Source organism: Shimia sediminis (genome assembly GCF_003990645.1).
Taxonomy (GTDB): Bacteria; Pseudomonadota; Alphaproteobacteria; order Rhodobacterales; family Rhodobacteraceae; genus Shimia; species Shimia sediminis.
Genome location: NZ_RYZK01000003.1, coordinates 75,398 through 94,378 on the forward strand (window position 1 = coordinate 75,398; position 18,981 = coordinate 94,378).

Sequence of the window (18,981 nt, forward strand, 5' to 3'; positions counted from 1 at the left end):
GGGCCTATGGCCCAATTCACCCCCGGGATATTTTTGGCCAAAAGAAGGAGCGGGCCAGTGAAGGCCGATCTGAAAGCGCGTCTGGTCGCTGAGGCGGAGGCCATGGGCTTTGACCTGTGTCGTGTGTGCCGTCCGGATGCAGTGCCGCAGGTTCCCGAAGGGCTGGCGGGGTTCATTAGCGAGGGGTTTCACGGGCAAATGGGGTGGCTTGCGGAACGCACCCATTGGCGCAGCAATCCGGCGGCGCTGTGGCCTGAGGCGAGGTCGATCATCATGTTAGGCGAGAGTTACACGCCTGCGCATGATCCGACGGCGGTGCATGGGATGGCCGATCGTGGTGCGATTTCGGTCTATGCGCAGAACAAGGATTACCACGACATCGTCAAAAAGCGTCTGAAGCGGTTGGCGCGGTGGTTGATTACCGAAGCGGGTGATACGACCGAGGTGAAGGTTTTTGTCGATACTGCTCCGGTGCCCGAGAAACCCCTGGGGCAGGCGGCGGGATTGGGTTGGCAAGGTAAGCATACGAATTTGGTGAGCCGTGATCTGGGATCGTGGTTCTTTATCGGGTCGGTGTTCACGACGGTGGATCTAGAGACTGATCCAGCGGAAATCGACCATTGTGGTTCGTGCCGGGCCTGTTTGGATGCTTGTCCGACGCATGCCTTTCCCGCGCCCAATCAGATTGATGCCCGGCGGTGTATTTCTTATCTGACGATTGAACACCACGGGCCGGTGGATGTTGAATTGCGTCCCCTCCTTGGTAACCGGATTTATGGCTGCGACGATTGTCTGGCAGCCTGCCCCTGGAACAAGTTTGCGATTGAGGCGCGCGAGATGCGTTACCACGCACGGGACGATCTGACGGCGCCAGCATTGGCGGACTTGGTGGGGTTTGATGACGCCGGGTTCCGCGCGCATTTCTCAGGCAGTCCGATCAAGCGCATTGGGCGCAATCGGTTCACCCGCAATGTTTTGTACGCCATTGGCAACAGTGGGCAGGTGGCGCTGCTTGACCCTGTGCGGATGCTGAAAGATGACCCGGACGAAACCGTGTCGGACGCAGCGTCCTGGGCGGAAGAGCGGTTGCAAGAGGTCGCAAACAGGCCGGAATAGGTGCTTGCGTTGTGGCAGGCAGGGGGCGCGAACAGAAAGGAATCTCATGGCGTTGTCATTGGGGGTGGATACGGGCGGCACCTATACGGATGCGGTTCTGATTCGGGACGAGAAAGACGTGATTGCGACGGCCAAGGCGCTGACCACGCGGCATGACCTGGCCGAAGGGATCGGTGCCGCCGTGAGCGCGGTACTGGATGAGGCGGCAATCGATCCGGGCGAGATCACGCTGGCCTCGCTGTCGACGACGCTTGCCACCAATGCCCTGGTTGAGGGGCAGGGCGGGCGCGTGGCGCTGATCCTGATCGGGTTTCGTGAAAATGATCTGGAACGGCATGGGCTGGCCGAGGCGCTGGCAGGTGATCCCGCTATTTTGCTGACCGGAGGGCATAACCACGCCGGAGATCAGAAAACTGCACTGGATGAGGCGACGCTGCGTGCCTGGCTGCAGGACCATGGCCGCGAGGTGTCGGGCTATGCGGTGGCCGCGCAGTTTGCGACACGCAACCCGGCGCATGAGCAACGCGCGGCGGCGATGGTGCAGGAGATCACCGGGCGCCCGGTGAGTTGCTCGCATCATCTGTCTTCCAAGTTGAACGGGCCCAAGCGGGCGATGACGGCGGTGCTGAATGCGCGGCTGATCGGAATGATCGACCGGCTGATCCGGCGCGCACAGGCGCGGTTGGGTGAGTTGGGGGTCACGGCGCCGTTAATGGTGGTGCGTGGCGACGGCGCATTGATCTCGGCGGATTTTGCACGAGAGCGGCCAATTGAGACGATCCTGAGTGGCCCGGCGGCATCCATCGTGGGGGCCCGGTGGATGACCGGGGCCCAGAACGCGCTGGTGAGTGATATTGGCGGCACCACGACAGATGTGGCGGTGCTGCGCGATGGGCGGCCTTCGATCGACCCCGACGGCGCGCGGGTCGGACCCTATCGCACCATGGTCGAGGCTGTGGCCATGCGAACGACTGGGTTGGGTGGTGACAGTGAGGTGCATTTCATCAGCGAAGGGCTGCAAGGGGGCGTGACCCTGGGGCCGCGGCGGTTGTTGCCTGTGTCCCTGATGGCGGTGGAAGCGCCCGACGTGGTGCATCACGCGTTGGACGAGCAGCTGCGCGCCGCAGCGCCGGGAGAACATGACGGGCGTTTTGTACGCGCCGTGCAGGGGGTGCCACGCGATGGCGTAGAAGGCCGCGAGGCCACCGTGCTGGAGCGGATCGGAGACAGGGTGCAACCGCTGGCGCAGGTGTTGCGCAACCGGATCGAGATCAAGGCGCTCCGGCGGCTGGTGGAGCGCGGCATCGTGCAGATTGCCGGGGTAACACCTTCGGATGCGAGCCATGTTTTGGGCCGGGTTGATGCCTGGGACGCCGGCGCGGCGGAAAAGGCGCTGACCCTGTTCGGGCGACGGCGCACCGGCGCGGGCAACATGCTGGCCCCTGTGGCAGAGGACATGGCGCAGATCATTGTCGATCAGCTGACGGAACAGACGGTTTTGGCCTTGTTAGAGACTGCTTTTGCGGAAGAGACGGATGGATTTGGCCTGCCGCCAAGTCAGTTGGCGCGCCATGTTTTGATGCAGCGTGGGTTGGCAAAACACCAAGGGTTGGTGCGGCTTGACGCCGGGTTGAACCTGCCGGTTGTGGGGTTGGGCGCTTCGGCGGCGAGCTATTATCCGGCGGTGGGAGAGCGGTTGTCCTGTCGGATGGACCTGCCGACCCATGCCGGTGTGGCCAATGCCATTGGTGCCGTGGTGGGTCGGGTTACGATCCGGCGGTCTGGCGAGGTTAGCGCCCCAGCCGAGGGGCGGTATCGGGTGCATCTGGAGAGTGGGCCACAGGATTTTGCCGATGCGGACGAAGCGCTCGGGCGGTTGGAACGGCATCTTTCCGAGACCGCGCGCGCTGAGGCGACTGAGGCCGGTGCCGAGGGCATTCAGGTGACGGTGTCACGAGACATTCGCACCGCCGCGGCCGAAGGGCGGGAAATTTTCCTGCAAGGGGTGTTGACCGTGGAAGCCTCGGGGCGTCCCCGCATCGCAGTCGAGTAGGGCAGCTGTCAAGTTGAGCGCCTGCGGCGCGCAGGACGTCTCGTCCCCGGGCCAATGGCCCGGAGCCTCGGGGTGCCTCTGGTGGACGTGTTTGTCACAAGGTGAAGATCAGGCGCGTTTGGTGGTGATCTGGGCAATGCCCAGAGTGGCCAGAACTTTGGATTCGATCTGTTCGGCATTCATCGCCGCGACGTCGTACATGTCGCTGGGGCTGGCCTGATCGATGAAGATGTCGGGCAGGACCATGGAGCGGAACTTTAGACCGTCGTCAAAGACAGCATTTTCCGCGAGAAGCTGGGCGACATGGCTGCCAAAGCCGCCAATGGCGCCTTCTTCGATGGTGATCAGCGCCTCGTGGTTGTGGGCGAGGTCGAGGATCATGTCCTGGTCCAGGGGCTTGGCAAAGCGCGCATCCGCGACGGTGGGCGTAATGCCCCGGGCCGAGAGGGCCTCGGCGGCTTTGCGGACTTCTTCCAGGCGTGTGCCGAAGGACAGGAGTGCGACGCGTTTGCCGTGTTGAATGATGCGTCCCTTGCCGATTTCCAGCGGCTCGCCACGTTCGGGCATGTCGACGCCGACACCTTCGCCGCGTGGATAGCGGAACGCGATGGGGCCGTCGTCATGGGCGGCGGCGGTGGCGACCATGTGCACCAGTTCGGCCTCATCGGCAGCGGCCATGACAACCATGCCGGGCAGGTTGGCGAGATAGGCAATGTCAAAGCTGCCTGCGTGGGTGGCGCCATCGGCGCCCACCAGACCAGCACGATCGATGGCAAAGCGCACGGGCAGGCGTTGGATCGCCACATCATGCACGACCTGATCATAGCCACGTTGCAGGAAGGTCGAATACATCGCGCAGAACGGCTTCATGCCGCCTGCGGCCAGTGCCGCAGCAAAGGTGACGCCATGCTGTTCGGCAATCGCCACGTCAAAGCAACGGCTGGGATAGCGTTCGGCCATGAGGTTGAGGCCGGTGCCATCGGGCATGGCGGCGGTCACGGCACAGATTTTGTCGTCACGCGCGGCCTCGTCCACCAGCGCCTGACCAAAGACCGAGGTGTACGAGGGCGCATTTGACGGTGCTTTGTGCTGCTTGCCAGTCAGGACGTCGAATTTCGCGGTGGCATGGCCACGGTCGCGGGCGTTCTCGGCAGGTGCGTAGCCTTTGCCCTTTTTGGTGATGATGTGCAGCATCACGGGGCCGGTGGCGCGCTGGTGGATGGTGCGCAGGACCGGCAGGAGCTGCTCCATATCGTGGCCGTCGATGGGGCCGACATAGGAAAAGCCGAGCTCTTCGAACAGCGTTCCGCCAACGGCCATGCCTTTGAGCATTTCCTTGGCGCGCTTGGCGCCTTCGCGGAAGGGTTCGGGCAGGAGCGAAACAGCGCCCTTGGCGGCGGCCTTCAGTTCCTGAAAGGGCTCACCGGCATAAAGCCGGGAAAGATAGGAGGACATCGCGCCAACAGGCGGGGCGATGGACATGTCGTTGTCGTTCAACACCACGAACATACGCCTGTTCAGGTGGCCAGCATTGTTCATCGCCTCATAGGCCATGCCAGCACTGATCGACCCGTCACCAATCACGGCGATGGCGTCCCCAAGGCCGCCGTCGCATTGACCGCCAAGGTCGCGCGCTACGGCAAAACCGAGGGCGGCGGAGATCGAGGTTGAAGAGTGCGCCGCGCCAAAGGGGTCATAGACGCTTTCACTGCGCTTGGTGAACCCACTCAGGCCATCCTTTTGGCGCAGGGTGCGAATGCGGTCACGGCGGCCCGTGAGGATCTTATGTGGATAGCACTGGTGACCGACGTCCCAGATGATCTTGTCCCGGGGTGTGTCGAAAATGGCGTGCAGGGCGACGGTCAGCTCGACAACCCCAAGACCCGCGCCCAAATGCCCGCCGGTTTCCGAAACGGCAGACACGGTCTCGGCGCGCAATTCATGCGCCAGCTGTGTCAGCTCGGCGTCGCTGAGCTGTTTGAGGTCCGCAGGACGATCAATCTTGTCCAGCAGCGGGGTCTCGGGTCTGGCCGACATCTGTCGCCCTTTCTGTACTTAACTCTCGCGCGCAATAACGAAACGGGCCGCTTCCCGCAAGGTATCTGCCCGGCTACCATACATGTCCAGCGCGGCACAGGCATCCTCGACGAGGTCGCGGGCGCGGGATTTTGCCCCCTGCAGTCCAAGAAGCGATACAAAGGTTGCCTTGCCTGCCTCGGCGTCCTTACCGACGGCCTTGCCAACCTTGGCGGCATCGCCCTCAACATCCAAAATGTCGTCCGCAATCTGAAAGGCAAGGCCGAGGTCTTCGGCGTAGCGTTGCAGGGGGGCGGTGTCAGAGTCGGCCATGACGGCGCCCGCCGTGGCGGACCAGGCAATCAGCGCGCCGGTCTTGCCAGCCTGCAGCCGGGTGATTTCGTCGAGTGTCAGAGGCGTGGCAGCGGTTTCAGCCGCGATATCCAACGCTTGTCCCAGAACCATTCCTTGCGCGCCTGCGGCCCGCGCGAGCCGCACGGTCAGTTCCGCGCGGGTGGCGGGGTTTGGATGGCACTCCGGTCGGCTGACACACTCAAAGGCAAAGGTCTGCAGCGCGTCACCGGCCAGAACAGCGGTGGTTTCGTCCCATTTGACATGCACGGTGGGTTGCCCCCGACGCAGGTCGTCGTCGTCCATGCAGGGCAGGTCATCGTGTACCAGCGAATAGGCGTGCATGGCCTCGATGGCCGTGGCCGGCCAGATCGACAATGCCGGATCAACGCCGTGCAGGCGGGCGCTTTCCATCACCAGAAAGGCACGCAGGCGTTTGCCCCCGGCACTGGCATATCCCATGGCCTGGGCCACGGGCAGGTCGCCCATCGGGGCAAGCGTCGCGTCCAGATGCGCCTGAACGGCGCTGGCGACCTCATTCAGACGGGACTGAAACATTCAGAGGCCTTCGACAGGTTTCAACCCAGCAGGATTGCCGTCGCCATCCAGAGTGATGGCGGCAACCTTTTCTTCGGCAGCTTTCAGCTTATCCTCGCAGTGCTTTTTCAACAGGGCACCACGTTCATACAGCGCGATGGAGTCGTCCAGTGCGACATCGCCGCGTTCCAACTGGCCAACCACTTTTTCAAGCTCGGCCATGGCCTGTTCAAAACTCAGCTCGCTCACGGGCGTCTCACTCATGCGCCATTCTCCATCAAAACGCTGACATGGGCGGCGACCGAGGCCGCCAAAGCCCTCAGATCATATCCGCCCTCGAGAGTCGAGACAACGCGACCCTGGCAATGTTTGTCAGCAAGATCGCAGATTTTTTGCGTGAGCCAGGCAAAGTCTTCGGTGGACCAGTTGAGGTTGGCCAGCGGGTCGTCCTGATGTGCATCAAAGCCTGCAGAGATGATGATGAGCTGAGGCTGAAACCGGTCGATCACCGGCCAGACCTGCGCATCATATGTGGCGCGCATCAGGCGGCCATCGCTGTGGGGTGGGAGGGGCAGGTTGTGCACGTTGTTGTGGCCACCGGTCTCTTCGGGCATGCCGGTGCCCGGCCAGAGCGGGTTCTGATGGCTGGAAAAGAACAATGCCCGTGGCTCGTCCCACAACAGCGCCTGGGTGCCGTTGCCGTGATGAACGTCAAAATCGACGATGGCGACGCGATCCAGCCCATGCCGCTCCATAGCATGACGGGCGGCGATGGCGGCATTGCCAAAAAGACAAAAGCCCATCGGCGTGGATTGTTCAGCATGGTGGCCCGGAGGACGACAAGCAACAAAGGCATTTCTGATCTCGCCAGCCAGCACGGCATCAACTGCGGTCACGCAGCCGCCAACGGCGCGGCGGGCGGCCTGCATGGATCCCGGTGACATATGCGTGTCAGCATCCAGAGCGCGGCTGCCCGAGGTGGGTTCCGCCGCCTTGATCATGTCCAGATGACTCTGCGGATGGCAGAGCAGAATATCGCCGTCCTGACACAGGGGGGCCTCGCGCCGTTCCAGAGCATCAAAGGCGGATGTCGAAAGCGCCTCGGTGATGTACTCGAGCCGCGCCACCTGTTCCGGGTGACCGGAAGGTGTCTTGTGCTCAAGGCAGTCGGGGTGGCTAAACAGGGCAGTGGTCATGCAAATACGGACTCCTCCAGCGGGGCACACCCCGGCTTCATCTTGTTAGAAATACTCTCGCCGAAGGCCAAAGGCAGGGCAATGCCCTGCCTTTACAAATCCGCGTGGGGACGGGGCATCAGCCCATTTCGTTCTGGCATTCGATGGCACCTTCGAGACCCACCATGGTGCCTCCGAGGTCAATCGCCGTGACATAGCCGTTCTCGTTATAGATCGTCATCGTGTACTTGGCGGCAATGTCGAACAGAAAATCCGGATTGTCGAAATAGATGTCCGCCCCCGGCACCCCATTGAGGTAAATTCCGGTGGCTGTCGCGTCATACTCCTGACCATCCAGATCGAACAGGATACCGTATTGCGCGCCTTCCTCGATATCTCCCCAGGCCTCGTTAAAGGCGGTCACATAGCCCATGCCCTCATTGCGATCAAAGCCGATCCGCACAACGGACCCATCAGAGTATGCGGCCTGAATCAAACAGCCATCACCCAGGCTGGGGTCAATCAGGATGTCCCAACCTCCGGCGCTCCCCCAGGCTTCGAGCTCTTGCGCAGCAACCGAAAGCGGCAGCATCGCGGCGACGGCAAGTGTGGTCAGTTTCTTGAATGGCATGGTGTTCTCCCTTTGCAACAGGCCCTTTGCGCCCTCGTGGCGAAGTCCTCGTAACCTGGGGAACTGACAAAAACGCGGCCTATTCAGGAGCCAGCATATATCCTGCACCCCGGACTGTCTGTAAGTATCTGGGTTGTTTGGGGTCTGCCTCGATCTTGCGGCGCAGCCGCGTAATCTGAACATCCACGGCGCGTTCCTGGGCCTGACCCTTGTCGCGGCCCAGATCCTCGACCAGTTTGGTACGGCTGACCGGGGCTCCTGGCGTGGCTGAGAAGATCTTCATCAACTGGCTTTCTGTGGCGGTCAGGCGCACGATCTCTTCGCCTTGCCACATCTCGCCGCGTTCGATGTCATAGCGGATCGCACCCAGGTGCAGCACTTTGGGGGCCGCATCGCTTTCGGTAACTTCCGGCATGCGGCGCAGAATGGCATTGATCCGCAAGAGTAACTCTTTTGGTTCAAAAGGTTTGGGCAGATAGTCATCTGCGCCCGCCTCAAGACCCTTGATGCGGTCTTCGGTCTCGCCCTTGGCCGTCAACAACATGATCGGCGTCATCGACGTTTCTCGGATGGCACGGGTCAGGCTCATGCCATCTTCGCCGGGCATCATCACGTCAAGAACGATCATGTCAAAGTCCAGCCCCGAGAGGATACGACGTGCATGGGCGGCATCACGCGCCGAAGTCACGAGAAAACCGTTGCGCATCAGGAACTTTTTCAACAGTTCGCGAATGCGCTCGTCGTCGTCCACGATCAACAGGTGAGGGTCGATATCACTCATGAGCCGCTCTCCCTGAGGCCTGTATAGCGGCGCTTCATTTCCCCATCCATCATCGCCTCGAGCACGCGACGGAACCCTGCGACGGCTTCGGGGCCGGCATCGCGAAAGGCTGACCGCATGCGCGCGCGCTGGGCGTCGGACAGGCGGTTTTCCAGCGCCTCACCGGCCTCGGTCAGAAACAGGTTGCGCTCGCGGCGGTCTGTTGGCCCCACACGGCTTTCTATCAACCCGTCTTCGATCAAAGTGCGCAAAACGCGGTTCAGCGACTGCTTGGTGACGCCGAGAATTTCCAACAGGTTGGTGACCGTCGTGCCCGGCGCGCGTTTGACAAAGTGAATGGCCCTGTGATGCGCCCGCCCATAGGCCATTGTCGCCAGGATGCGATCCGGATCAGCGGTAAAGCCGCGATAAGCGAAGTACATGGCCTCAATCCCCTGACGCAGCTGTTCGTCGGTCAGGTAAAGAAGGCTTTCGCTGCTACTGGTTTCCGGCATGCCCGCACACCAATCATTTTTGCCTGTATACAGGTCACAATACGTCAGCTTTGTTGACACTCCAAGCGTGAACTGATAGCGACTCTCAGATTTTGCGCAACATTGTGTCCGGTTCGGCCCTTTTTCGCGCAACAAATGCAAACTGACTATGCTGGAGGAGGGCTCATGTCGGGTTCTTATGATGATCGGGACGGCAAAATCTGGATGGATGGCGCATTCGTCGACTGGCGCGAGGCCAAGGTGCATGTGCTGACCCATGCCATGCACTATGCAAGCTCGGTGTTTGAAGGTGAGCGTGCTTACAACGGTAAGATTTTCAAGAGCCGCGAGCATTCTGAGCGTCTGATCGCCAGCGCGGCAGCGCTGGACATGCCGATGCCCTATTCGGTGGACGAGATCGAAGCCGCCAAAGAGGCCACGCTGAAGGAAAGCGGCCTGACCGACGCCTATGTGCGTGCAGTGGTCTGGCGCGGGTCGGGCGAAGACATGGGTGTGGCTTCAGCCAAGAACCCGGTGCGCATGGCGATCGCCGTCTGGCCTTGGGGGGCCTATTACGGTGACGCCAAAATGCAGGGTGCCAAGCTGGACATTGCCGAGTGGAAACGTCCCTCGCCAGAGACCATTCCGGTGCATGCCAAGGCCGCGGGCCTTTACATGATCTGCACCATCTCCAAGCACAAGGCCGAGGCCAAGGGCTGCTCGGATGCGCTGTTCATGGACTATCGCGGTTATGTCGCCGAAGCGACCGGTGCCAACGTGTTCTTTGTGAAAGATGGCGAGGTGCATACGCCGCTGGCCGACTGCTTCCTGAACGGCATTACCCGTCAGACTGTGATCCAGATGTTGAAGGACAAGGGCATCACCGTGATCGAACGCCACATCCTGCCCGAGGAAATGGCCGATTTCGAGCAATGCTGGCTGACCGGTACTGCGGCCGAAGTCACCCCGGTGGGTCAGATCGGTGACTACACCTTTGAGGTTGGCGACATCACACGTGATATCGCAGAGAGCTACGAAAAACTCGTACGCGCCTGATCCGGGTGTCGGACCTGCCGAGATACATTGATGGTTACGGCCCCGTGCATATCTATGCCGGGGCCGTTTCGTCTCTGACCTTGCCCAAACCGCCCCGCGACGCGGTCGAGACACGGTTTACACAGGAACTCGGTCAAGCCATTCGCCAGGCCGGGGTGCAGAGCGGTGCCACCCTGTCGTTCCACCATCATCTGAGAAACGGTGATGACGTCATGCGGCAGGTGCTTTTTGCCTGCAAGGCGCTTGGCATTGGGGACCTGCATATCGCTGCCTCGTCGCTGTTTCCCTGCCACGCCAGCCTGGTTCCCTTGCTAAAAGACGGAACCGTGACGCGGATCACCACCTCGTACATGAACGGGCCGCTGGCGGATGCGGTCAAGGCGGGCGTGTTGCGCAACCCTGCGGTTTTGCAAACCCACGGTGGGCGGGCCTGCGCGATTGAAAGCGGGCGTTTAAAGATCGATGTGGCTTTTGTTGCGGCCCCGGCAGTGGATCGCTTGGGAAACCTCACCGGGGCAGTTGGACCAGAGGCCTGTGGCCCCTTGGGCTATGCGATGGTCGATGCGGCCCACGCGGCGCAGGTGATTGCCGTGACGGATCACATGGCCGACAGATTGCCCCGCATTTGCATTCCGGCGCATCAGGTGGATCAGGTGGTTCAGGTCGCCTCAATCGGGGCCGCGTCCGAGATCGTATCGGGCACAACAGGCCGTGCCCCTTCCGCCAAGGGAAAGGCAATCGCCGATTTCACGGCAAGCCTGATCGCGGCCTCAGGATTGCTGACTGACGGGTTCTCGTTTCAGACCGGAGCAGGGGCAACGTCGCTTGCCGTGGCGCGGTCGCTTGCGCCGATCATGGCAGACCGCGGCGTGACCGGAAGCTTCGCAGCAGGGGGCGTGACAGGGCCGTTGGTCGAGATGCACCGCACCGGGCTGTTCGACGAAATATGGGATGTACAGGCCTTTGATCTTGAGGCGGTGGAATCCTATGCCAGGGACCCGTCACACCACGCCATGTCCGCAGCACTCTATGCCAGCCCGGCGCGGCAAGAGGCGATTGCCAACCTGCTCGACGTGATGATCCTCGGCGCGGCAGAGGTGGACGCAGGGTTCAACGTCAATGTCACCCAAGCCAGTGATGGCCGCATCATCGGCGGGTCCGGCGGTCATGCGGATACGGCGGCAGGGGCAAAGCTGCCGATTGTGACAACATCCCTCACAGCGGGCGGATTCCCCAAGTTAGTGCCTGAATTGACCTGCCTCACGACCCCCGGAGACACGATCGGGGCCGTGGTGACAGAGGTCGGAATAGCAGTGCATCCGAGCCGCCCGGCGTTGAAAGACCAAGCGTTGAAAGCGGGTCTGCCGGTTGTTGAGATTGCAGAGCTGATCCGGCAAGCGCGCGCTGCCTGTGAGGGGGCCGTGCAAGGCCGCGCAGAAGGCCGCATTGTGGCCGTCTGTGAATACCGCGACGGCTCGGTTCTGGATGTGATCCGGGCCTAGCCTTGGGGGGTCAGGGTCTTGCGGGCGCCGCGTTTCAGACCCAACTGCCGTTCACGCCAGATGATCAGGATACCGGACAAGATGATAATTGTGGCTCCGACTAGCATCGGAACGGTTGGTGCTTCCTGAAAGATGAAGTAGCCGATCAGCAGCGCAAAGAGCATCGAGGCATAATCAAAAGGTGCCACGACCGAGGCAGGCGCAAAGCGGTAAGCCGACGTCAGGAATATCTGCGCGGTGCCGCCCAATAGTCCAGCGATGGCCAAGAGCAGGAATTCGGTTGTGTTCGGAATGACCCAGCCGAACGGAACTGTCAGTAACGAAAGCAGGGTCGAGCTGAGGGTGAAATAGAACACGACCGCCGCGGTGTTCTCGGTCTGCACCAGTTTACGGATATGGATCTGCGCCAGCGCCATAAAGGTGGCCGACCCCAGCGTGATGACCGCGCCAAGGGCGGCAATTGCATCGCGCTCGACCCCGTTAAAGGCTGAGAGGCGAGGATAGAGAATGATCATCACGCCGATCAAACCAAGTCCGACGGCCGAGAGGCGGAACAATCGCACCTGTTCGCCCAGGAACATGGCGGCAAAAACCACGACCAGCAGCGGTGCGGCATAGCCGATCGCAGTGACCTCGGGTAATGGCAGCAGTCCAAGTGCAGCGAACGCCAGTGCCATCGCTGTGGTGCCGATCACCCCGCGCCAAAAGTGGCCCATCACGTTGTCGGTCTTGAGACCCGTGCGCAATTCTCGCCGCATCGCTAGCCAGCCGAATATCACCGGCATGGCAAAGATCGACCGAAAGAACACCGCTTCACCGGGGGGCACATGTGCTGATGCCGCCTTGATGCATGCGGCCATGACTGAGAACAGCAGGACCGAGATGACTTTGAGAAGAATGCCGCGAAGGGGGTGCATATGGGGTGCTTTCGATGTGCTTGTCACGTTAACTAAATGCGGCAATAAGAGCAAGCAGAGGGCTTGATCTTGGCCTTGGCGCAGGGGACAAACCGCAAGAGACTTGTGAAGGAGCCGACCTTGTACGACCAGAACTATTTGATATCCCGTCTGCATGCTGCATCTGTCGGCCAGGAAACGCGCAATTTTGCGCGCATTCACCAGCGCGCCAGCATGACTTTTGGCGAGCTGTTCGCAGGGGCCGAACGGATGGCAGCGGCGCTTGTTTCCCTGGGCGTTGAGCCCGGAGATCGCGTCGCGGTTCAGGTGTCCAAGACTATCGAAGCAATCCAGCTTTACCTTGGCACCGTGATGGCTGGCGGGGTCTTTTTGCCACTGAACACGGCTTACACCACGTCCGAAGTCTCGTATTTTCTGGGCGATGCGACCCCGCGTGTGGTGGTATGTGATCCTTTGCATGAAGACGCAGTGCGCAACATCGCGGGTGACGCCAAGGTTCTGACACTCGACGACAAGGGGCGCGGCACGTTGGAAGAGGCCATCGTGGGACGGGGTGGGTTCACACCCGTTGCGCGTGGGCCCGACGATTTGGCCGCAATTCTGTATACCTCGGGCACGACGGGACGGTCCAAGGGCGCGATGCTGAGCCACAAGAACCTCGCCTCAAACTCCGAGATGCTGCGGGACTACTGGCGGTTCACCAAGGCAGACGTGCTGATTCATGCCTTGCCGATTTTTCACACCCACGGGCTGTTCGTTGCCACCAACGTGGCGCTGCTGGCCGGGGCGTCGGTCGAGTTTCTTGCCGGGTTCAATGCCGATCAGATCCTTGACGCCATGCCGCGTGCCACTGCGCTGATGGGGGTGCCCACGTTTTACACCCGCCTGCTGGATGACCCGCGCCTGACCCGAGCGCGGGCGGCGAACATGCGATTGTTCATCTCTGGTTCGGCGCCGTTGTTGGTGGATACCCATGAAAAATGGGAAGATCGCACCGGTCATCGCATTCTGGAACGCTATGGGATGACCGAAACCAACATGTCGACGTCGAACCCTTATGACGGCGACCGCAGGGCCGGGACCGTGGGCTTTCCCTTGCCCGGGGTCGAGGCCCGTATCCGCAAGGATGGGCAAGAGGTTGAGGCCGGAGAGATCGGCGTGCTGGAAGTACGTGGGGACAACGTGTTTCAGGGCTATTGGCAGATGCCTGAGAAGACGGCAGAAGAATTGCTGCCCGATGGCTGGTTCATCACCGGGGATCTCGCAAAGATCGATGCGGATGGCTATGTCACCATCGTCGGGCGCGACAAGGATCTGGTGATCACCGGGGGGTTCAACGTCTACCCAAAAGAGGTCGAGGCGTTGATCGACGACCTGCCCGGCGTGTTGGAAAGCGCTGTGATCGGGGTGCCTCATCCCGATTTTGGTGAAGGTGTTGTGGCCGTTGTGGTGCCTGATGCCGACACCCTGCAGGCCGAGGGCATTGCCATGGCCTTGGACGGACAACTGGCCAAGTTCAAACAGCCCAAAAAGGTGCTTCTGGTGCCGGAACTGCCGCGCAACACTATGGGCAAGGTGCAAAAGAAAGCGCTTCGCGAAACCTACGCGGACTTGTTTGCCTGACGGTCGGATGTAGGCGTTTTGACCAATAAGAGGCCGCGGGGGCGATCTAGTCGTCGTTCAGGGCATCCAGGTTGGTCAGAAACCGAGTGAGGTAGCCGTTAAGCTGCTGAACCTCTTCCGGTGAGAACCCGTCAAGCAATTGGCGTTGCCGTGCCAGGGCGTCTTCAAGGATACGGTCATGCAGTTCCGCGCCCGTCTGCGTCAGCGTCCAGTCCTTTCGGCGCTCATCTGGCCCTGTTGCAGCGGGCGAGGCCAGGTCATTGGACTGCAACCGCTGCAGGCTGCGGCTGACGGCGGCCTTGTCGATGCCCATCGTCTTGGACGCATGTGACACGCTGCTGCCCGGTTCGCGCGCCAACATCACCAGCATACGCCAATCCATGGCGCCGATCCCAAAGGTCTCTTGATAATGTCGCGCCGCGCTGCGGGTAAACCGGTTGGCTGCAAACGTCAGCAGCACCGTTGGCGTGCGCGAAAAGCTAAGCGTGCGGCGGGCCGGAGTTTCTGGCGAGTCGTTGGGGTCGATCAGGAACAGATCATCGGTCAGATTGGTCATGTGATTAGTTTACATGTTATGTGTTGACATGACAACACGATTGCGGTGAGTTGGTCGTGTTGACCTGACAACACAAGGGTGATTCCAATGTCCACTGCCCCCGTTTTCGAAATCGATCCGCAAGCGTTCTGGCGAGATCCCTACCCGACCCTCAAAGAGATGCGTGCCACCGCGCCTATTGCCTATGTGCCGCAACTGGACGCGACCCTGTTCACGCGGCGGGATGACATTTTCGAGAATGAAAAAAAGATCGACGTGTTTTCCTCGGATCAGCCGAATGGGTTGATGACCGTCCTCATGGGCCAAAACATGATGCGCAAAGACGGCGAGGCACATGGCGCCGAGCGCAAGGCGATCTTTCCAACAATCTCGCCCCGGACCGTGCGGGATGTCTGGAAATCGCAGTTTCAGGCTGCAACAGAGACTGTTTTGCGTGAACTGCACCCCAAGGGACAGGCCGACATGGTGCGCGACATTGCCATGCGCATTTCGGGTGAGGCGCTCAAGTCGATTACCGGGCTGACCAACATGACATGGCAGGAAATGGACCGCGTCAGCCAGGGCATGATTGATGGCTGCTCGAACTATGCCGGTGACCCGGAGGTCGAGGCGGCCTGCCATGATTGCACCGCATCAATTGATCGCCACATCGACGAGATGAAGCCTGTGCTGGAGGCCGATCCCAACCATTCCCTGTTGTCGGTCCAGATGCAATCCGGGCTGCCGGACGCGGCCATCCGCGCCAACATCAAGCTGGCAATCAGCGGCGGGCAGAATGAACCGCGTGATGCGATTGCGGGGGTGGTCTGGGCGCTGCTGACCCATCCCGAACAATTGGCGATGGTACAAGACGGCGCGATGACTTGGTTGCAGGCCTTTGAGGAATACGCGCGGTGGAATTCACCTATCGGCATGTCGCCACGCCGGGTGGCTCAACGCCATGAGACCGGTGGCGTCACCTTTGAACCTGAGGATAGGGTGTTTTTCATGTTCGGGTCGGGCAATCGGGACGAGGCCGTTTTTGAAAGACCGGACATCTTCGACATGACACAGGACGTCGGCCCGTCAATCGCCTTTGGGGCCGGGCCGCATTTCTGCGCCGGGGCATGGGCGGCGCGTTGTTTGATCGCGGAAGTGGCATTGCCGCAGATTTTTGAGAACCTACCGGGGCTGCGACTGAACGGTGATGTGCCGTTTGGCGGCTGGGCCTTTCGCGGGCCGCTGACCATGCCGGTGGCCTGGGACGCTTAGGTCAGCAGCATCAATAGGGCGGACAGGGTAAAGAACGCAGTGCTGGTGGCGATCAGCATCGCAATCGAGGCCAGCCCTTCTAGCCCGCTTTCCTGCGCCAGAACGGTGTAAATGCCAAACATCGAGATGGCGGCAGACAGGATCACGGCGGCAAACATTTGGGGGTCCAGCGGCGCGATCCCGAGGGCAGGCAAGGCCAGCACAGCCAGAAACACCATGGCCGGGTGCAAGAACAGTTTTGCCGCCGAGATTTGTGTGGCGAACAGGCGATTGCCCTTGAGCGGCAGGCCCACAAGCGAGCCGCCAATGACGATCAGCGACAGTGCTGCGGCCGAGGCGGCGATCATGCGGAACAGGTGGTCGACCGGTCCGGGCACTGGCAGGTTCAGTGCCGAGACCGCCAGCCCCAGCAATAGCCCCAGCATCATCGGGCGTTTAAACGTGTTGGCGATGTTGCCAGCGATCTGGCGCACGGGAGACTGGTGTGCACCGTCGCGAGCCATGTCCATCAGGACGAGGCAGACCGGGATCAGCACAATCAGTTCCACCAGCATGTTGAGCGCCAGAACGATGCCCGCGATCTCGGGAAAGGTGAGCAGCATCAGGGGGTAGCCGATGAACCCTGAGTTTGGACAGGTGCTGCCGAGAACGGCAATGGCACGGCGGCTTTTGTCGCGGGCTGTGACCGAGAACCACAGAAAGGCGATCACAATTGTTGCAACGCCGCCAAGGGTATAGGCGGCCAGATAGCCCCAGTGCAGAACCTCTCCGACGTCCCGCGAAGCCACAGCATTGAACAACAGTGCGGGCATGGCGATGTTCATGACGTATTTGCCAAAGCTGCGCATATCAGCCTGTGTGAACCACCCCTTGAGGACGACCAGATAGCCAATGGCAATGGCGGCGTAGATCGGAAAGGTGATGGTCAGAATGTCGGTCACTGCAACAGCTCCGACCAATAGTCCGGCAGCTCCGTGTCCATCTCTTTTGACAGCTGCGTCAGGTAGGCCAGCATCAGGCGCGCGCGTTTGTTGGCAATCTTACGGCCCTTGGCCGTTGCCATTTCTTTAGGCAATTGCAACAGCTTAAGGTGCCAGTGGTCGATCGACCACATCTGATCGTCCAGCGGGCGATTGGCGGCAAAGGGATCGTTTGGGTCCGCCAGACCGCGATCCATCGTGCCCGCCACCATGAAAGTCCGTGCAATACCGATGGCGCCCAGAGCGTCCAGTCGATCGGCGTCGCGCAAGATCACCGCCTCGGGTGTCTCCGGTGGAATCTGAGCGGAATAGCTGTGCGCCGCAATGGCGTGCTGGGCGGCTTTGATTTCCTCCGCCGTGTAGTTCAGATCGGTCAGGATTGGCACGGCTGCCTTGGCGGACATGCGCGAGGCCTCGGCCCGGTTGGGGGCGTCTTTGGGCAGATTGACCAGATCATGCAGATAGGCCGCAGCCATCAGGACCCTGAGATTGGCATTGCCTTCATCGCGCGCGATACGGTGCGCGTTGGCCCAGACCCGATCCAGATGCGCAATGTCATGCGCGGGGTCCTGGCTCATCTGCTGTTGAACGATCTGGCGCAATTCGGCGCGCAAGAGTTTCATCAGCCAATCTTGCCGCGGTTCTCACCAACCTGACCGCGATGCAGCAACAGGTGGTCGAGGATCACGCAAGCCATCATGGCTTCGCCCACAGGCACGGCGCGGATGCCAACACAGGGGTCATGACGACCCTTGGTGATGACCTCGATTGCGGAGCCGTCCTTGCGGATGGATTTACGCGGAGACAGGATGGAAGACGTTGGTTTTACAGCGAATCTTACGGTTATGTCCTGCCCGGTCGAGATCCCGCCAAGGATGCCGCCAGCGTGGTTTGATCCGTATTCCGGGCCGTTTTCACCCATGAAAATCTCGTCCGCATTGTCGGTGCCGGTGAGGCGGGCGGCGGCCATGCCTTCGCCGATTTCGACGCCTTTGACGGCGTTGATGGACATCATGGCTGCGGCCAGATCGGTGTCGATCTTGCCATAGACCGGCGCGCCAAGGCCTGCGGGGACGCCGCGTGCCACCACTTCGACAATCGCGCCGACCGAGTTGTGATCCTTGCGCAGTTTCTGGAGGTAATCCTCCCATTCCTGCGCCACTTCGACGCTTTGCGGAATCCAGAAAGGGTTCTGGTCGATGGCGTCCCAGTCAAAGGCGGAGCGGTCGATATCCAACGCGCCCATGGCGGTCATGTAGCCCTTGATCTCGACGTTCGGGGCCAGCGCCTTGATGGCTTCGCGGGCAATCCCACCGGCGGCAACACGGGCTGCGGTCTCACGCGCAGAGGACCGACCGCCGCCGCGATAGTCGCGAATTCCGTATTTTTGCCAATAGGTTATGTCGGCGTGGCCGGGGCGGAACGTCTCGGAAATGTCACCGTAGTCGCGGCTGCGTTGATCGGTGTTTTCGATCATCAGCTGGATCGGTGTGCCGGTGCTTTGGCCTTCGAACACGCCGGACAGGATACGCACGGCGTCAGGCTCATTGCGCTGCGTGGTGTTCTTGTTCTGGCCGGGACGACGTTTGTCGAGCCAGTTTTGCAACATCGCCTCGTCCACTGGAACACCCGGAGGGCAGCCATCGACCGTGGCGCCCAAAGCGGGTCCGTGACTTTCACCCCAGGTGGTGACGCGGAAGAGATGTCCGAAGGAATTCATCGACATGGGGTGGCTCCTTTGCTTGCCAGCGGCATAGCGGGCAGGGGGCAGTTTCTCAAGACCCCTTGGGGCCGTAATCCGACGCGGATTAAACCGTAACATGGGCAAAATGACCATTTTGTACAAAAGTTTTGGGGGTGACTCTCCATTTTGTACAACATTTCTCTGCCGTGTCTTTGGCCCCCAATCCCGCCGGAAAGCACACAGGGCGGTGAGAACATCACCGCCCTGTGTGTTTGGTTT

18 protein-coding genes are annotated in these 18,981 nt (G+C 60.9%); 6 read left to right on the forward strand and 12 right to left on the reverse strand.

Annotation, left to right across the window (positions count from 1 at the left end):
* The first annotated feature begins 6 nt into the window (after nucleotides 1–6).
* On the forward strand, nucleotides 7–1,116 hold the full coding sequence (gene queG / locus EK369_RS08340) for a tRNA epoxyqueuosine(34) reductase QueG (protein ID WP_127113443.1): 1,110 nt from the start codon (nucleotides 7–9) through the stop codon (nucleotides 1,114–1,116).
* A gap of 46 nt (nucleotides 1,117–1,162) precedes the next feature.
* On the forward strand, nucleotides 1,163–3,169 hold the full coding sequence (locus tag EK369_RS08345; protein ID WP_127113445.1) for a hydantoinase/oxoprolinase N-terminal domain-containing protein: 2,007 nt from the start codon (nucleotides 1,163–1,165) through the stop codon (nucleotides 3,167–3,169).
* Between the two features lie 108 nt (nucleotides 3,170–3,277).
* Here EK369_RS08345 and dxs read toward each other — a convergent pair whose 3' ends face one another.
* The 7 genes from dxs to EK369_RS08380 form a co-directional block, all read right to left on the reverse strand.
* Nucleotides 3,278–5,206, reverse strand: coding sequence for a 1-deoxy-D-xylulose-5-phosphate synthase (dxs, locus tag EK369_RS08350; RefSeq protein WP_127113447.1), 1,929 nt, complete (start codon nucleotides 5,204–5,206; stop codon nucleotides 3,278–3,280).
* An 18-nt stretch (nucleotides 5,207–5,224) separates the two neighbouring features.
* Nucleotides 5,225–6,094 (reverse strand): polyprenyl synthetase family protein, encoded by an 870-nt coding sequence (locus EK369_RS08355; protein WP_127113449.1) that lies wholly within the window; start codon nucleotides 6,092–6,094, stop codon nucleotides 5,225–5,227.
* Complete coding sequence (locus EK369_RS08360) at nucleotides 6,095–6,337, reverse strand: exodeoxyribonuclease VII small subunit (RefSeq protein WP_127113451.1); 243 nt, start codon at nucleotides 6,335–6,337, stop codon at nucleotides 6,095–6,097.
* Complete coding sequence (locus EK369_RS08365) at nucleotides 6,334–7,269, reverse strand: histone deacetylase family protein (protein ID WP_127113453.1); 936 nt, start codon at nucleotides 7,267–7,269, stop codon at nucleotides 6,334–6,336. The genes EK369_RS08360 and EK369_RS08365 overlap by 4 nt, the downstream gene beginning before the upstream one ends.
* Before the next feature lie 118 nt (nucleotides 7,270–7,387).
* Nucleotides 7,388–7,879: a hypothetical protein gene (locus tag EK369_RS08370; RefSeq protein ID WP_127113454.1), complete on the reverse strand. Its 492-nt coding sequence runs from the start codon at nucleotides 7,877–7,879 to the stop codon at nucleotides 7,388–7,390.
* A 79-nt stretch (nucleotides 7,880–7,958) separates the two neighbouring features.
* A complete protein-coding gene (locus tag EK369_RS08375) occupies nucleotides 7,959–8,660 on the reverse strand; it encodes a response regulator (RefSeq protein ID WP_127113456.1) in 702 nt (233 codons plus the stop codon).
* On the reverse strand, nucleotides 8,657–9,154 hold the full coding sequence (locus tag EK369_RS08380) for a MarR family winged helix-turn-helix transcriptional regulator (protein ID WP_127113458.1): 498 nt from the start codon (nucleotides 9,152–9,154) through the stop codon (nucleotides 8,657–8,659). Before EK369_RS08380 ends, EK369_RS08375 begins: the two co-directional genes overlap by 4 nt.
* Nucleotides 9,155–9,319: 165 nt before the next feature.
* Here EK369_RS08380 and EK369_RS08385 point away from each other — a divergent pair, with 165 nt between their 5' ends.
* Both EK369_RS08385 and EK369_RS08390 read left to right on the forward strand, forming a co-directional pair.
* On the forward strand, nucleotides 9,320–10,189 hold the full coding sequence (locus EK369_RS08385; RefSeq protein ID WP_127113460.1) for a branched-chain amino acid aminotransferase: 870 nt from the start codon (nucleotides 9,320–9,322) through the stop codon (nucleotides 10,187–10,189).
* Between the two features lie 5 nt (nucleotides 10,190–10,194).
* On the forward strand, nucleotides 10,195–11,691 hold the full coding sequence (locus EK369_RS08390; RefSeq protein ID WP_127113462.1) for a malonate decarboxylase subunit alpha: 1,497 nt from the start codon (nucleotides 10,195–10,197) through the stop codon (nucleotides 11,689–11,691).
* On the opposite strand, the gene EK369_RS08395 is transcribed toward EK369_RS08390, so the two are convergent.
* The gene (locus EK369_RS08395; protein ID WP_127114049.1) at nucleotides 11,688–12,608 is read right to left on the reverse strand and encodes a DMT family transporter; all 921 of its coding nucleotides are present in this window, start codon (nucleotides 12,606–12,608) and stop codon (nucleotides 11,688–11,690) included. The genes EK369_RS08390 and EK369_RS08395 overlap by 4 nt on opposite strands.
* Nucleotides 12,609–12,728: 120 nt before the next feature.
* Here EK369_RS08395 and EK369_RS08400 point away from each other — a divergent pair, with 120 nt between their 5' ends.
* Nucleotides 12,729–14,231 (forward strand): malonate--CoA ligase, encoded by a 1,503-nt coding sequence (locus EK369_RS08400; protein ID WP_127113464.1) that lies wholly within the window; start codon nucleotides 12,729–12,731, stop codon nucleotides 14,229–14,231.
* Between the two features lie 46 nt (nucleotides 14,232–14,277).
* On the opposite strand, the gene EK369_RS08405 is transcribed toward EK369_RS08400, so the two are convergent.
* A complete protein-coding gene (locus EK369_RS08405) occupies nucleotides 14,278–14,787 on the reverse strand; it encodes a MarR family winged helix-turn-helix transcriptional regulator (protein ID WP_127113466.1) in 510 nt (169 codons plus the stop codon).
* 87 nt (nucleotides 14,788–14,874) lie between these two features.
* Between EK369_RS08405 and EK369_RS08410 the strand changes: the two genes are divergently transcribed.
* Nucleotides 14,875–16,038: a cytochrome P450 gene (locus EK369_RS08410; protein ID WP_127113468.1), complete on the forward strand. Its 1,164-nt coding sequence runs from the start codon at nucleotides 14,875–14,877 to the stop codon at nucleotides 16,036–16,038.
* Here EK369_RS08410 and EK369_RS08415 read toward each other — a convergent pair.
* From EK369_RS08415 to aroC, 3 genes are read right to left on the reverse strand one after another with little or no spacing between them, the layout of a single operon-like run.
* Nucleotides 16,035–16,979 (reverse strand): AEC family transporter, encoded by a 945-nt coding sequence (locus tag EK369_RS08415; RefSeq protein ID WP_127113470.1) that lies wholly within the window; start codon nucleotides 16,977–16,979, stop codon nucleotides 16,035–16,037. The two genes, EK369_RS08410 and EK369_RS08415, sit on opposite strands and share 4 nt — an antisense overlap.
* Nucleotides 16,976–17,641, reverse strand: coding sequence for an HD domain-containing protein (locus tag EK369_RS08420; RefSeq protein WP_127113472.1), 666 nt, complete (start codon nucleotides 17,639–17,641; stop codon nucleotides 16,976–16,978). The genes EK369_RS08415 and EK369_RS08420 overlap by 4 nt, the downstream gene beginning before the upstream one ends.
* On the reverse strand, nucleotides 17,641–18,744 hold the full coding sequence (aroC, locus tag EK369_RS08425) for a chorismate synthase (RefSeq protein WP_127113474.1): 1,104 nt from the start codon (nucleotides 18,742–18,744) through the stop codon (nucleotides 17,641–17,643). Before aroC ends, EK369_RS08420 begins: the two co-directional genes overlap by 1 nt.
* Nucleotides 18,745–18,981 lie beyond the last annotated feature (237 nt).

Coding starts and splice junctions, on each gene's coding strand:
- aroC (WP_127113474.1), bottom strand. CDS start 18,744: ATGTCGATGAATTCCTTCGGACATCTCTTCCGCGTCACCACCTGGGGT.
- EK369_RS08405 (WP_127113466.1), bottom strand. CDS start 14,787: ATGACCAATCTGACCGATGATCTGTTCCTGATCGACCCCAACGACTCG.
- dxs (WP_127113447.1), bottom strand. CDS start 5,206: ATGTCGGCCAGACCCGAGACCCCGCTGCTGGACAAGATTGATCGTCCT.
- EK369_RS08395 (WP_127114049.1), bottom strand. CDS start 12,608: ATGCACCCCCTTCGCGGCATTCTTCTCAAAGTCATCTCGGTCCTGCTG.
- EK369_RS08420 (WP_127113472.1), bottom strand. CDS start 17,641: ATGAAACTCTTGCGCGCCGAATTGCGCCAGATCGTTCAACAGCAGATG.
- EK369_RS08345 (WP_127113445.1), top strand. CDS start 1,163: ATGGCGTTGTCATTGGGGGTGGATACGGGCGGCACCTATACGGATGCG.
- EK369_RS08385 (WP_127113460.1), top strand. CDS start 9,320: ATGTCGGGTTCTTATGATGATCGGGACGGCAAAATCTGGATGGATGGC.
- EK369_RS08355 (WP_127113449.1), bottom strand. CDS start 6,094: ATGTTTCAGTCCCGTCTGAATGAGGTCGCCAGCGCCGTTCAGGCGCAT.
- EK369_RS08360 (WP_127113451.1), bottom strand. CDS start 6,337: ATGAGTGAGACGCCCGTGAGCGAGCTGAGTTTTGAACAGGCCATGGCC.
- EK369_RS08410 (WP_127113468.1), top strand. CDS start 14,875: ATGTCCACTGCCCCCGTTTTCGAAATCGATCCGCAAGCGTTCTGGCGA.
- EK369_RS08375 (WP_127113456.1), bottom strand. CDS start 8,660: ATGAGTGATATCGACCCTCACCTGTTGATCGTGGACGACGACGAGCGC.
- EK369_RS08380 (WP_127113458.1), bottom strand. CDS start 9,154: ATGCCGGAAACCAGTAGCAGCGAAAGCCTTCTTTACCTGACCGACGAA.
- queG (WP_127113443.1), top strand. CDS start 7: ATGGCCCAATTCACCCCCGGGATATTTTTGGCCAAAAGAAGGAGCGGG.
- EK369_RS08365 (WP_127113453.1), bottom strand. CDS start 7,269: ATGACCACTGCCCTGTTTAGCCACCCCGACTGCCTTGAGCACAAGACA.
- EK369_RS08370 (WP_127113454.1), bottom strand. CDS start 7,879: ATGCCATTCAAGAAACTGACCACACTTGCCGTCGCCGCGATGCTGCCG.